Source organism: Virgibacillus phasianinus (genome assembly GCF_002216775.1).
In the GTDB taxonomy this organism is placed as follows: domain Bacteria; phylum Bacillota; class Bacilli; order Bacillales; family Amphibacillaceae; genus Virgibacillus_F; species Virgibacillus_F phasianinus.
Genome location: NZ_CP022315.1, coordinates 3,660,247 through 3,673,781 on the forward strand (window position 1 = coordinate 3,660,247; position 13,535 = coordinate 3,673,781).

The 13,535-nt window shown below is 39.3% G+C and carries 13 protein-coding genes; 8 read left to right on the top strand and 5 right to left on the bottom strand.

What is annotated here, in order from left to right; all coding sequences use genetic code 11:
* Positions 1-166 precede the first annotated feature (166 nt).
* Positions 167-793 (top strand): metal-dependent hydrolase, encoded by a 627-nt coding sequence (locus CFK37_RS17645; protein WP_089063111.1) that lies wholly within the window; start codon positions 167-169, stop codon positions 791-793.
* Positions 794-1,183: 390 nt separating this feature from the next.
* On the opposite strand, the gene CFK37_RS17650 is transcribed toward CFK37_RS17645, so the two are convergent.
* On the bottom strand, positions 1,184-2,200 hold the full coding sequence (locus CFK37_RS17650; RefSeq protein ID WP_089063112.1) for a LacI family DNA-binding transcriptional regulator: 1,017 nt from the start codon (positions 2,198-2,200) through the stop codon (positions 1,184-1,186).
* A 245-nt stretch (positions 2,201-2,445) separates the two neighbouring features.
* On the opposite strand from CFK37_RS17650, the gene CFK37_RS17655 reads away from it, so the two are divergent.
* The 7 genes from CFK37_RS17655 (at position 2,446) to CFK37_RS17680 (ending at position 7,417) form a co-directional block, all read left to right on the top strand.
* Positions 2,446-3,168, top strand: a complete 723-nt coding sequence (locus CFK37_RS17655) for a sugar phosphate isomerase/epimerase family protein (RefSeq protein WP_157724888.1) — start codon at positions 2,446-2,448, stop codon at positions 3,166-3,168.
* Complete coding sequence (locus CFK37_RS17660) at positions 3,165-4,121, top strand: sugar kinase (protein WP_089063114.1); 957 nt, start codon at positions 3,165-3,167, stop codon at positions 4,119-4,121. The genes CFK37_RS17655 and CFK37_RS17660 overlap by 4 nt, the downstream gene beginning before the upstream one ends.
* Before the next feature lies 1 nt (position 4,122).
* On the top strand, positions 4,123-5,412 hold the full coding sequence (locus CFK37_RS17665) for an MFS transporter (protein WP_089063115.1): 1,290 nt from the start codon (positions 4,123-4,125) through the stop codon (positions 5,410-5,412).
* A 1-nt stretch (position 5,413) separates the two neighbouring features.
* Complete coding sequence (locus tag CFK37_RS20440) at positions 5,414-5,683, top strand: orotidine 5'-phosphate decarboxylase / HUMPS family protein (RefSeq protein WP_245837250.1); 270 nt, start codon at positions 5,414-5,416, stop codon at positions 5,681-5,683.
* 44 nt (positions 5,684-5,727) lie between these two features.
* Entirely contained in the window at positions 5,728-6,039 is a 312-nt protein-coding gene (locus tag CFK37_RS20445) for a beta/alpha barrel domain-containing protein (protein ID WP_245837251.1), read from the top strand.
* Positions 6,040-6,588 (top strand): 6-phospho-3-hexuloisomerase, encoded by a 549-nt coding sequence (gene hxlB, locus CFK37_RS17675; protein WP_089063116.1) that lies wholly within the window; start codon positions 6,040-6,042, stop codon positions 6,586-6,588.
* Positions 6,589-6,853: 265 nt separating this feature from the next.
* Positions 6,854-7,417 (top strand): MerR family transcriptional regulator, encoded by a 564-nt coding sequence (locus tag CFK37_RS17680; protein ID WP_089063117.1) that lies wholly within the window; start codon positions 6,854-6,856, stop codon positions 7,415-7,417.
* Between the two features lie 148 nt (positions 7,418-7,565).
* Here CFK37_RS17680 and CFK37_RS17685 read toward each other — a convergent pair.
* From CFK37_RS17685 to CFK37_RS17700, 4 genes are all read right to left on the bottom strand, one after another.
* Positions 7,566-8,917, bottom strand: a protein-coding gene (locus CFK37_RS17685; RefSeq protein ID WP_089063118.1) for an IS1182 family transposase whose coding sequence is annotated in 2 segments (ribosomal slippage) — positions 7,566-8,359 and positions 8,359-8,917 — 1,353 coding nt in all. Because the reading frame shifts where the segments join, the coding sequence is not laid out codon by codon here.
* A 143-nt stretch (positions 8,918-9,060) separates the two neighbouring features.
* A complete protein-coding gene (locus CFK37_RS17690; protein WP_089063119.1) occupies positions 9,061-10,488 on the bottom strand; it encodes an MDR family MFS transporter in 1,428 nt (475 codons plus the stop codon).
* A gap of 508 nt (positions 10,489-10,996) precedes the next feature.
* Entirely contained in the window at positions 10,997-12,379 is a 1,383-nt protein-coding gene (locus CFK37_RS17695; RefSeq protein ID WP_089063120.1) for an amino acid permease, read from the bottom strand.
* A 331-nt stretch (positions 12,380-12,710) separates the two neighbouring features.
* Positions 12,711-13,517, bottom strand: coding sequence for an aminoglycoside adenylyltransferase domain-containing protein (locus tag CFK37_RS17700; protein WP_089063121.1), 807 nt, complete (start codon positions 13,515-13,517; stop codon positions 12,711-12,713).
* Between the last annotated feature and the right edge of the window lie 18 nt (positions 13,518-13,535).

Here is a 13,535-nt window from a genome sequence, read left to right on the forward strand (position 1 = left end):
TTTCCCACTAAAATCCCCTTCTTTTTTCGGTTATAGAGTTTTATTTTAACATTAATACCTATATTTAATTGTGTCTATTTCGTCTAAACAGAACAAACATTTTGTTGTACAATAGAGAATGGTGCTTCAGGCGCCGTAACAACTTTTATCTGAGGTGAAATAATAAATGAATGGCACAGCACATGCAGCAATAGGAGCTGCAACAGGATTTGTAATTGCAAACACGTTTGACGCAACACCTTCTACGACTCTTTTTTTAGTGGGCTTAGGCACTGTTTCAGGCTTAATTCCGGACCTCGATATTGATGGGAAGCTTCGTGGAAAAATCACCTTATCCCATAAAATGATTCAGAAAGTTGCTCAGTTAATTGGAATTTTGATGGTCTTTTATAGTTATTATGAAGGAATAAATAACGAGAAGTACATAGGTATTGGAATTGGATTAGGAATGATCGTTATATCGTCACTGATTACACAAAAACATATGCTAACCATCACGGGAATCGGTGTGGTAGCAGGCGGATTCTCCTTGGAGGAAGGCTGGTTAATGCTACTCGGAATATATATTATACTTGCTTCTTTTGTATCACACCGCAGTTATACGCATTCAATATTGGGAGTTATTTTTTTTGGAATCATTTCTTCCAAATTACAAATGTCGCTTGGAATAGAAGGCATTTATTACACCTGTCTTGCTGGATACATCAGTCATTTGATTGCAGATAGTAAACTATTACCGTTTAATAAACGAGGAGTTAAGCTGCTTTTACCAGTTTCATCAAAAGAACTATGAACCTATCAAAGAATTTTAGCTAAGAAAAGCGCAAGCGCCTTGGTTCTCTCCTTTAAGTTGAGCGTCTATGTGATGGTTAGAGGATTGACTTAAGACCTTGGATAGAAAAAGGAACTAATAACGCTCGGGAACCATATTGAGATAAACAAACTATAAAGGATATTGACCTAAAACCAGGCTGGGTAAAAAACTCGGTCGAGAAACTAAACAAGTCGGGAGACAACTATTTCTCTCCCGACTTGAGCCTGCCCTCTCCTAAATACCACGCCCAAGTTCCGCACTCCCTTGCCCGAGTTCAACCTGTCTAGGTTAGTTGACTTTTCGTACGGGGATGAAGGAAGACCACTAGTTGCTCTGCAGTAGCTAGACAGTACTTCTAATTATCAATTTTCACCAAAATCCTGACCACGTTTTTTCCGACGATTCTCGTATTAATAACTCACACGGAAATACAATCTCATTCGTATCCACCTTCTCCTTATTGATTTGTTTTAACAATATTTCTGCTGCTTTCTCACCCATACCACGGGATGATTGCGCAACCGTAGTCACTGGTGGATTGACTAAATGCGCGAAAGGAATATTATCAAATACCGCTAACGCGAAATCTTCTCCAACTTGAAGGTTATTTTCCTTTGCGAATTCAAGAACTTCGATAAAGACTAGGTCATTTGCCGCTAATAATGCCGTCGGTGGTGAGCCAGATGTGAAAAGCCTTTCTAACTCTTTCCTCACTGTCTTAATTTCCGCATTAATCATTAATGATGGATTTATTACTAATCCATATGCTTCGAGGGCTTTTTTATATCCTTCATACCGATCGGTCCGGGTGGAAATGGTTAACGGTTGTGAAGCAATTGCAATTTGTTGATGGCCATTTTCAATGAAGTGTTCAATTGCAGAATAAACTGCATCCAAATTGTTTGAAATAATGGTTGGTGCGGCTACGCCGGGCACTTTACGATCCATGAACACAACTGGGTAACCCCCTTCAACCATATTGGTGTATAGATCAATATTTTGCCCCGTCGGAAAAATAATCAACCCGTCCACTTGTTTTGCCCGGAGCATTTCGATGTATTTTCTTTCTTTCCCTGGGTCATTATCAGCATTACAGATGATTGCGTGCATATCATGCTGATTAAAAAAGTCTTCAATAACCCGGCTTATCTCGGTGGAAAATCGGTGCATGATATTTGCTACAATCACGCCAATCATGGAAGTCCGCTTCTGTTTTAAACTTCTAGCCAGATAATTAGGATGATAATTAAGCTTTTCAATAGCTTTTTCTATTTTCTTTCTTGTCTCCCCACTCATGTACTCATAACGTTTACTTAAGAATTGGGAGACTGTACTCTTTGATACACCGGCTTCTTTCGCAACATCCGCCATTGTAATTTTTTCCATATTTAATCTACCTCTTCATTTTTTCTGCATCTAAAGCTTAACTCTTTTTCCTGAGAAAAGCCATTATACTGACTAACCCGAGCAAGCATGCGTGGTGTTATTGGGTGGTTTATATACGACCGTTTCCCTGATTTAAACAGCTTACAGCAAATTTTATATTGTAAACCGCTTACATCCGTGTTAGTATTTAATAAATCGATTTACTAAACCGGTTTATAAACAAACTGTTGATCAGGAGGGCAACTTTGACTCAAATTATCTTACCTACACTAATTTTTAATGAAACCTTTTCAAATGAACAACAAGTTAAATTGATCGAACAATATGGTGCAGATGGAATAGAAATCCGTAGAGAACGCTTGCAGGATATCGCAGTGGAATTGGCTGTTTTAAAAAATTCTATTAATGCTTCCGGTCTGAATACGGTGATTTATTCTGCCCCAATAGAGTTATGGCAGGATGGCTATAGTCTCAATCCGTTAGTGATAACAGCAATTAATGAAGCGAAGCAACTAAATGCTGACTATATCAAGCTTTCACTTGGCAGATTTGATGCTAATCTAGCAAATACAGATGATTTTCAAAAATGGTTGGATCATAATTCACCAGCAAACATAAAGGTTTTAATTGAAAATGACCAAACCATATACGGTGGCACACTAATTCCTATTCTGTCCTTCTTTCAATGGAAACAGGATAAATCAATCGGTATGACATTTGATGTTGGCAACTGGACGGTAAATAAGGAGGACTGGCTAACTGCCTACAATTCATTACACCAATGGATCGAGTACTTCCATTTGAAATCGGTAACAAGGTCAATGACAGGCTGGGAAAGCAAAGCTATTTCCACCGAACATTTAAATCTAACATTCCCAGTATATACGGCAATTGAATTCCCTCTGGACAATCCAAATGTGGAAGGTCCGCAGTGGGTAACGAAACTTAGAAAGGAAGTTACTGCATGAAAAAGGTTATTACATTTGGTGAAGCGATGACAATGTTCGTTGCCACTGAGGCTGGGTCGTTAGAAGACAGACAGACTTTTAATAAATATCTGGCAGGGGCGGAAACGAATGTTGCAATCGGACTTTCCCGGCTTGGTTTCGATGTCGGGTTTTCAAGTCGGGTTGGTCAGGATTCTTTAGGACGTTTTATCTCCAGTACACTAGCAAAGGAAAATATCGACATATCGCATATTTCACTGGATCCCAACTACCCTACCGGTTTCCAATTGAAATCGAATGTCGGTGCGGGCGATCCAGTTGTTGAATATTTTAGAGGTTTTTCCGCTTTTCGCCAGCTGAGAAAAGAAGATATCAATCAGGGCTGGGTCAAGCAAGCAGATCATCTGCACCTTACCGGTATACCTATTGCTTTATCCGAAACAGTCAGGGAATATACCGATGAAATGATAGAATTGGCGCATAAATACGGAATTACGATTAGCTTTGACCCGAATCTGCGGCCTGTATTATGGTCAAACGAAAGCACCATGACAGCAAGGGTCAATCAAATAGCGTTTCAGGCCGATTGGATGTTTCCAGGGATCACAGAGGGTCAGCAGTTAACCGGCTATGAAAATCCGCGGGATATCGCTTCCTTCTATCTTGACAAGGGGGTAAAGCTAGTTGTAATTAAACTGGGTGAAAAAGGCGCATATTACCGGACTAATGATGCCGAGGGAACAGTTGAAGGATATTTCGTTGAGCAAGTAATCGACACTGTTGGCGCAGGAGATGGTTTTGCGGTAGGAACAATCAGCGGCCTGCTCGAAAACCTGACAGTACCACAGGCTGTTGCAAGAGGAAATGCTGTTGGCGCATTAGCCATTCAATCACAAGGAGATAGTGATGGCCTGCCTACCAGACAACAACTAAATAAATTTATACATTCACACATTAAGCAAGGAGTGAAATAACATGGAAGAATCATTAAGTCGTAAACGTTGGTACCGGTTGATTCCAATTGCTTTTATCACATACAGTCTAGCCTATTTGGATCGTGCAAATTTCAGCTTTGGTTCGGCAAGTGAAATGGCGCATGATTTGCAGATAACACCAGCTATATCATCTCTCCTGGGTGCTTTATTCTTTCTTGGCTATTTCTTTTTCCAAGTCCCAGGAGCTGCCTATGCAGAGAAAAAAAGCGCAAAAAAACTTATTTTCTGGTCATTGATTCTGTGGGGCGTCTTAGCTTCAGCAACAGGTATGTTGTCTAATGTCTATTTATTAATTGCCGACCGATTTTTACTAGGCGTGGTTGAAAGCGCTGTTATGCCAGCAATGTTAGTATTCCTTAGCCACTGGTTTACAAAAAGAGAACGTTCTAAAGCTAATACCTTCCTGATACTTGGTAATCCGGCCACTGTACTATGGATGTCCATTGTTTCCGGCTATTTATTAGAAGGTGTTGGCTGGCGCTGGATGTTCATTATTGAAGGAATTCCGCCAATTATTTGGGCATTCATTTGGTGGAAACTGGTTAACGATCGTCCAAAAGATGCAAAATGGTTAAATAATACAGAAAAAGGAGATTTGGAAGAAGTACTCAGGCAGGAACAAGCTGCTATTAAGCCAGTCAAAAATTATCGATCAGCATTTAAAAATAAAAAAGTAATTTTGTTAAGTATTCAATATTTCCTATGGAGTCTAGGTGTTTATGGTTTCATGATGTGGCTTCCGTCCATCCTTTCCCAGGCACCAAACATGTCGATGATCCAGGCAGGCTGGTTGAGTTCAGCTCCTTATTTGCTGGCGATAATTGGGATGCTGATTGCTTCGTACTTTTCAGACAAGCTTCTCAATCGCCGTGATTTTGTTTGGCCATTCTTACTTGTTGGAGCAGTCGCTTTTTATGGATCCTATTTAATAGGGACTGAACAGTACTGGCTTTCCTATACACTCTTAGTAATCGCAGGTGGCATGATGTACGCACCATATGGTCCATTTTTTGCAATTATTCCCGAGATATTGCCACAAAACGTGGCTGGTGGTGCTATGGCATTAGTTAACAGTTTCGGCGCACTGGGAAGTTTTGTTGGCGCATATATCGTTGGTTTCTTAAATGATGTAACGGGGAGTTTCGGTGCATCCTATATCTTAATGTCAATATCGTTACTGATTGCGGCCGTGATAACCATATATGTCGGAAACGAAAAAAGGACTGCTGTTAGTATGAACAGTCAGTTTTCCAACCAAGGAGTGAAATAATATGCTGCTACAGTTGGCTTTAGACCGGTTTACAGTTGAAGAAGCAATTCAGTTGGCTTATGAAACAAGGGATCAGGTTGACTGGCTTGAAATCGGAACATCATTGGTGAAAGAATTTGGTATGGAAAGTATCCAGAAATTTCGCTACGCATTTCCAGCCAAAACATTGGTAGCAGATATGAAGATTAATGACAATGCCAAATACGAATGCAAACTCGCATTTGACGCCGGAGCAGACGTTGTTACGGTAATGGGGGCCTCCCCCTTGTAACGATTGAAACTGTACAGCAAGCAGTCGACCAGGCAGACAAGACGATGATGATTGATTTACTCAACACATCTGTTTTCACCCAGCAAGCCTTGCACGATGCTTTCCCGCGTGCGATTTTCTGCTTGCATACGAGTAAAGACCAGCAGGAAGTAAATCAGAAAACATTCACTGTATCCGAGGTAAAGTGGGATGATCGACTTATTGCAGTGGCTGGAGGAATCACACATGGCACACTGCCAGCTATCCTGAAAAAGTATCACCCTCACGTTTGTATTATAGGTAGCGCCATCACGAAGCAAACCAATCGCTTGGAAGCTTCTGCACAATTTCAACGAATCATAAGGGAGGTAAACTAAATGGGAATGACAAAACAAATTTTAACCGAAATAAATCAAGTGGTTGAGCAAATCCAAGAGAGCGATATGGATGAAGTGGTAAAGGCCATTAGTCATGCTGAACGTATTTTTGTAATCGGTGAAGGAAGGTCCGGGTTGATGGCTAAATCATTTGCCATGCGGCTTATGCACATTGGGGCTACAGTATATGTGATTGGTGAGACCATTACTCCTTCACTTCATTCAGGAGATCTGTTAATTGCTATTTCCGGTTCTGGAAAAACACATCAAGTCGTTTGGTCAGCTATGAAGGCAAAAGAAAATGATGTACAGGTTTATGGGCTAACCACTGATGACACAAGTCCTTTAGCCAATGAAGTGGACCACACACTCATACTACCAGCAGCAACAAAATACCGAAAAGCAAACGAAGCAAAAAGCATTCAGCCACTTGGATCATTATTTGACCAAAGCGCCCATATCGTCTTCGATACCCTATGCCTGCAGTACGCCCAGCTAAAAAAAGTAACCCAGAACGACGCATTAAAAGCACATAGCAATATCGAATGACGGGACGTGGGGACAGGTTCCTTGTCCCACTTATCTAGTGGAACTTGGGAGATGGCATGGCCAACTCGGGCGAGAAATAGTTGTCTCCCCAGTTGAAGGTGATTCAAGGGATTTCATTATTCACATGAAATTCCACTGGTTCATCGGGTTCACAGACACTGCATGCATTACTTACTTTTTCCACATTTATCACATACTCATTCCAATCTCTTTCTTTATCATAATGATATGATTTGGAAATTGAAACAGGATAATGTTTCTGACAATGATAAGAAAGACGGTGAAGATATTGGAATTATTGAGTATCAATGGGTTATGCCATATAGTTGATATTCCACATAACAAGGCAGTAAAATGGATCGAGGATTATAATTTTTATATCCCGGAAACGAAGCGGAAGGATGTGGTCTATTATCATCCTGAGGCAATTAATGTGTTAAAGTTCATTAAAAAATGTAAAAGCCAAAAATATAAAAAACCACAAATCATGGAAATGTTGGCGGGTCAAAATTTCCTCCTTCCAATAGAGGATACTACAGAGGATGAAACAGATTCGTTAGATAATGAAGATTACAAAGAAAATGTTCTAACAGTAATGCAAACAATTGGTAAAACTGTAGCTAGTGTTTCGGACCAGAAAGAATCAATTAAAGATTTACAAGAACAGCAGCATGAACAAAAAAAACGAATCAAAAACACAGAAAAACAAACCCAGGAAATTAATGAATTAAAGCGAAAGATTGAGAAATTAAGACAGGAAAAAGTCTCGCTGGCAAAGGAATATCAAATGAAAAAAAGATCTTTCGCGAAATTATTTGAAAACCGATAGATCATATGAATCCATAAAAGGAGCATTTCTAGGGAAATGCTCCTCAGCTTGTAGAGAAACTAGGGTATTTTTTTCTCTACAAGCTTTTTAATGTGAAAAAAGCGAGTTTTATTAATGAAATATTATATGAAAATAGACTCCCACACACTTAGCCAAGCTTGGCTAAGTGTGTGGCAATCTTTTTCATGTTCTGGCACGCTGCGGTGAGTAACACTTGCTCACCAGCGTTGTGCAATCCCCTCAACCTGCAGTAGCGAAGCCCATGCAGTTCTTTCGAGTCTGCAAAACTTCGCTCTACTTTTTCTTTTCTAAATTTATAAAGCATTTTTCCTGAAGTCGATAGGCGGTTTAACCGTACCTTTTCTTTATGCTCTTCCCACACATGACGTGTCACGGTTTTTTGGTGATTTTTTGACCGTGTACATTGGTCCAGTAGAGGGCACGTCACACATTTTTTGGGATTTGATTTATACTCTCGATAACCTTCTCGATTAGTAGTAGAATAAGGTAGCGTTTCACCATTGGGACAAATATAAACATCTTGTTTTTCTTGGTATTTGAATTTCCATTTTGGAAATAGACCTTGTGTAGGGTGGTACCTTCGATGAGCAATAACGCCAAATATATTTCGGTCGGAAAGGCCTTTACAAATGGGGACCGTAAGGTAGCCTGAGTCCAATCCAACCGCCTCAACGATAAAGCCGAACCGTTCTACTTGCCGATCTATTCGCTTAAGATAGGGAACCGAATCGTGAACATTGCCTGGTGTAACGAATGCGTCGGTAATAATATTAAATTTCATGTCTGTTGTACGATGGTCAAGGTAACAAAACATTTCCTGTTTTTGATCACGCGACATAAAACCACTATCGGGGTCTGTTTTACTTTTTCGAATATTCTTTGTTTTCTTCATTTCTTCACGATTCTTTAAAGGCTTTTTTCGTGAGCTTGCCGATCATCTTCGATGGCTTGATCTAATTCTTCTATGTACTCACGCGTCTCTATCTCAACGGTTTCTTTTGTGAACTTATGTTTATTTGCGTTAGCTTTTAAATGTGTTGAATCCGTAAACAATACCCTTCCACCAACCATCCGGTGATTCATTGCAAGGTGTACAGTTTCATCAAACATTTCTTGGAAGACATCAGTATCTTTAAAACGAGTACGGCGATTCCAGCTAATAGTGGAATGGTGAGGAACTGGATCAGAAATTTTCAAGCCCAAAAACCAACGATAAGCAATATTCACTTGTATTTCTCGTTCCAATTGCCGTTCCGAACGAATGCCAAAGAAATAACCAATAAACATCATTTTAAATAACACAAGGGGATCTAAGGATGGACGTCCGTTATCCTCACAATAATAAGGTCTTACCTTATCTAAAATGAAAGTGAAATCAATATATTTATCAATTTTTCTTAGAAGATGATTTTGAGGAACTAAATCCTCAATGGAAACAAATTCTACTTCATTCTGTGTGTTTTTCCTCGTATGGAACAAGTCCGTCACCGCCTTTTCTTGTTACCTCTATTATACCAAATTAATGCGGTGAACTGGTAAAGCGAAAAGAAAAAAATCAGGCTGTCGAGGGTTTCTCGACAGCCTGAGGAGCATTTCTAGGGAAATGCTCCTTTTTGATTTCATTAGTTTTCATCAAAATCAGGTGCTACTGCTTTTTTGATGAATAAAGAAATAAAGACAGCAATTATACCCAACGCTAACGCAAACCAATAGGCATGGTGTACGCCGTTCGTCATTGCATCATTCATTATCTGCTCGGTTACTGGACCGGATTGCCCCTCAATGAAAGCGCTCCTGCCCTGACTCATAATACTGACAAATATAGACACCCCAAGTGCGCCGGCAATCGGCTGTAAAGTGTTCGCGACAGCCGTGCCATGTGGATACAGATTTTTGGGCAACTCATTTAACGCATTTGTTTGAGCAGGCATCATGATTGCTGAAATGGACAGCATCAACACAATATATACGAGCACGAACGACCAGATTGGAACGGAAGGATTAATATTGCTAAAGAACAGCAATACACCAACCAACACAACCGTGCCAGGAATGATTAATTTCCTCGGACCAAATTTATCAAATAAGGTACCCATTACTGGTGACATCAAACCGTTCAATAATGCCCCAGGTAAAAGCAATAAGCCGGCTACCTTCGCACTATATCCAAGTGGTCCCTGCAAATACATCGGCATGACAATTTCAGAGGCGAACATTGCCATAATGACAAGAACAAAGAGGATTACACCCCGTGCATAGCTTTTGTACTTAAACACACGGACATCCAGTAATGGCTCTTCTAACTTCAATTGGCGCAATACAAATAAGAGCAGGCTCAACAGACTGATCGCGATAATCGAAATAATTGTGATTGAACGAAACCCTTCCGGATCTTCCCCCGCACTGCTAAACCCATAGATAATTCCAGCAATACCAATGGAAGATAGAATGATTGACAAAACATCTATTTTCGGGCGTGTCACCTCACCAACATTCTGCAGATACTTGAACGCAAAAAGAATAGAAAACGCCGCGAACGGAATGACGGTGATAAATAACCAGCGCCAGCCTAACACATCGACAATTACCCCTGATAAGGTTGGGCCGATAGCTGGTGCAAACATGATCACCAACCCAAATGTTCCCATAATTCTCCCGCGAACCTCAGGAGGATAAAGTAAAAGCAATGCATTCATGATAACAGGTATTAATAATCCAGTCCCGACTGCCTGAATCATTCGACCTATTAGCAGCATCGGAAAATTGATTGCACAAGCTGCGATTGTTGTCCCGATTAAAAATACAGTCATAACACCGATAAACATCTGCCGTGTTGTAAACCACTGAATTAAGAATGCAGAAATTGGCATTAACACACCCATTACAAGCATAAAGCCAGTGGCCATCCATTGAACTGTCGGGGCATCAACATGAAACACCTGCATAAGCTCAGTCAATGCTATGTTAAGTAGTGTCTCATTTAAAATTGCAAAAAACGCACCAATCATGAACGTGATCATAATAGCTTTTGAATTAATCTTAGAATTCATATTGTCCTCCAGAACTATTTATAAAATTTAAGGTTTTGTTCCCACCTTCAAACAAGAACGCCTGTTCTATACATTGTATAATGATGACCAAGAATAAACAAGCCTAAAAAACCCCCTATTCATTTTTCTGAACAGGAGGCAATGCTGGCATGCTGCTAAAAGAAATTTGATCAATTTCCATTGTCCATACCGTACATTACTAATCCTATTCAGAAAAATTTTCGTTAAAAGAACTGTAATTCTGAATAGGATTAGCTAGAAGCTTTACTCATCCATCTTTGATGCAAAAAGTATAGATTAATCCCATTCAGTCAACCATTTCTTAATATAAAACGAATGTTTTTTCTTGAAAATAGGATTAATAAATCATGTACTTGTTACACCCTTCCGATTTTTGATACCTCTATACTATTGACATCAAGAGGAAAAGTCAACCGTTTTGAAGCCATGCGCAATTCCTATTTTAAAAGCCAATCCCTAAAGATTAAGGGACTGGCTCATTTTTAATTTATTCTTCTATTGGCCTGCCCTGCTTTTTTCTGATCATCAGATAGGCAATGACTAGAATAAGAAACCAAACCGGAGTGACAAAAAGCGCAATACGTGTATCTGCTGCAAAGCCTAATACAACAATAACGAAAGCGAAGAAAGCAAGCACCACCCAGTTTACAAAGGGGGCTAACGGCATTTTAAAAGGATTTCTTTTTGCCTCTTCTGGCATCATTTTACGGAACTTGATATGTGAAAATAAGATGACACCCCAGACCCAAATAAAGCAAATGGTCGCAATACTCGTTACTAACGTAAAAACCTGGTCTGGCAAAAGATAATTAAGCAATACACCAACCAGTAGCACAAGCGTTGAAAAAATGAGTGCTGGTGCAGGGATGTTTCGACTGTTCAACTTTTTCATTTGCTTTGGTGCCTTTCCATCATTTGCAAGGTTATACGTCATCCGGCTGGTACTAAAAATACCACTGTTACAAGATGACGCCGCCGCTGTTGTTACAACAAAATTAATAATACCAGCTGCCACTGGAATGCCAATTAAAGCAAAGACTTTTACAAACGGACTTTCAGCAGGATTTATACCGTTCCATGGATAAATTGACATGATTACCAATAACGCGCCAATATAAAAAACTAAAATACGAACGGGAATGTTGTTAATCGCTCTTGGAATCGTCTTTTTTGGATCCATTGTTTCCGCAGCTGTAATACCAACAAGTTCAATCCCTACAAATGAAAAGACAGCCATTTGGAAGGAAAGAATAAACCCTGAAACTCCATTTGGAAAGAAGCCTCCATATGTCCATAGGTTAGAAAAAGACGCCTCTGCACCATTTCCTTTAAAGCCCATAAATACTAAAACAATTCCAATAATAATCAATGCAATGATTGCAATGATTTTGATAAGCGCAAACCAAAATTCAATTTCTCCAAACGCCTTGACCGTCGTCATATTTATGAGAAATAAAATGAGTACACAGGCAAGAGCTGGAATCCATTGCGGAACTTCCGGCATCCAATACTTCACGTAAACACCAACTGCCGTAATTTCAGCGATCCCTGTTGCAATCCAGCAAAACCAGTAGGTCCAGCCTGTAATAAAACCTGCCCAGGGGCCGATAAACGTTTCTGCGAATTCTGCGAAAGAACCAGCATCCGACTTATATAGCAATAATTCTCCCAATGCACGCATCATAAAAAAGAGCGCAATACCAATGATGAGGTAGACAAGCATTATGGAGGGGCCAGCTAGATGAATAGATTTTCCCGCGCCTAGAAATAGGCCAGTTCCAATTGCTCCGCCAATCGCAATCAGTTGAATATGACGGTTTTTCAGACCCCTTTCTAATGTCCTGTCTTCTGAAGTTGTTTCTGTTGACATATACACCTTTCCTTTTCTGTAACGAAAACGTTATCATTTTTGGTTACTATGTATTTGGTTCATAGAAACTATTAACACCGATTCTTGCAAACAAGAAAACGACGAATAGTCTAATTATACTTCAAAATTCGACAATATTAAACACTTTTTTGTAATGTAAGAGAAAAGGAAAGGGAATGAAGTATCTTATTTGAAGGATAGAACTGTTTAAAATGCAGGATTAAAAAGGCTGATTCTTCAAGAAAGAAACAAAAGCGTTCTTAATAATTATTTAAAAATGAACAAACAGGTGGAAATAAAATCCGCCTGTTTCTTTCTATAAATTGTAAGTTTATTGAACTCTTATTAATAATTCCTGCACATTAGTTGCCAGATAATTTCTTACTGATAATAGTTCATCCTTCTCAAAATAAGAAATTTCTCCCACCCCCGAATAACGATCAACCACTTTCTGAATGGTAAAGCACAACCCCTTGGGCAATGACGATAACCCCCAGTTGCCAGCTTCTTGCTTTGAAGAAATAATACCTTCTTTTAGAAACCAATATACCCTTATTAAATTTAATATGCTGTATATTGGATCCACCTCTATATTTTCCAGGCAATCTTGAAAATCCCCCATAATGGATGATAGATAATGTGAACGGGGAATCAACGGAAACACTTCAATAATAGGTTTCCCTTCTAAACAAACTCCCCGATTAGTGGTTATCATTATATGTGCAGCTAAATCAGCATCAGTCTTAATCTTTTCGTTTAAATATTGATATTTACCCTTTGCCAAATCATCTTCATAACGTCTTCTCCAACATTCACTATAATGAAAATCGAATGGGCTGGGATGTTTCCAACTTCTTAATTGTGTTTCATTCAAAAAACTTATTTCCACTGGATACGGCTTGGAAGAAATAGTTAGAAATAATTGTGCTAATTTCCTTTTAGTTTCCACAGTTATTGGATTGCTCGTAACAACCAAAATATCAATATCACTTCTGCCCGGGTTAAAGCCACCCATTGCTAAAGAACCGTGTATGTAGAAACCAATTAGGTCTTCCTTTATAAGTTCTTTAATCTCATTCAGAAGATGAAAAACAAATTTTTTTATAGCCGATGAGCATGTTATCCAATTACATAGCATACATACACCCCACCTATC

Bases quoted from the DNA above. Each gene is read 5' to 3' on its own strand.
- CFK37_RS17645 (WP_089063111.1), top strand. From the start codon at position 167: ATGAATGGCACAGCACATGCAGCAATAGGAGCTGCAACAGGATTTGTA.
- CFK37_RS17650 (WP_089063112.1), bottom strand. From the start codon at position 2,200: ATGGAAAAAATTACAATGGCGGATGTTGCGAAAGAAGCCGGTGTATCA.
- CFK37_RS17660 (WP_089063114.1), top strand. From the start codon at position 3,165: ATGAAAAAGGTTATTACATTTGGTGAAGCGATGACAATGTTCGTTGCC.
- CFK37_RS17665 (WP_089063115.1), top strand. From the start codon at position 4,123: ATGGAAGAATCATTAAGTCGTAAACGTTGGTACCGGTTGATTCCAATT.
- CFK37_RS20440 (WP_245837250.1), top strand. From the start codon at position 5,414: ATGCTGCTACAGTTGGCTTTAGACCGGTTTACAGTTGAAGAAGCAATT.
- CFK37_RS20445 (WP_245837251.1), top strand. From the start codon at position 5,728: ATGATGATTGATTTACTCAACACATCTGTTTTCACCCAGCAAGCCTTG.
- hxlB (WP_089063116.1), top strand. From the start codon at position 6,040: ATGGGAATGACAAAACAAATTTTAACCGAAATAAATCAAGTGGTTGAG.
- CFK37_RS17680 (WP_089063117.1), top strand. From the start codon at position 6,854: ATGATAAGAAAGACGGTGAAGATATTGGAATTATTGAGTATCAATGGG.
- CFK37_RS17690 (WP_089063119.1), bottom strand. From the start codon at position 10,488: ATGAATTCTAAGATTAATTCAAAAGCTATTATGATCACGTTCATGATT.
- CFK37_RS17695 (WP_089063120.1), bottom strand. From the start codon at position 12,379: ATGTCAACAGAAACAACTTCAGAAGACAGGACATTAGAAAGGGGTCTG.
- CFK37_RS17700 (WP_089063121.1), bottom strand. From the start codon at position 13,517: ATGCTATGTAATTGGATAACATGCTCATCGGCTATAAAAAAATTTGTT.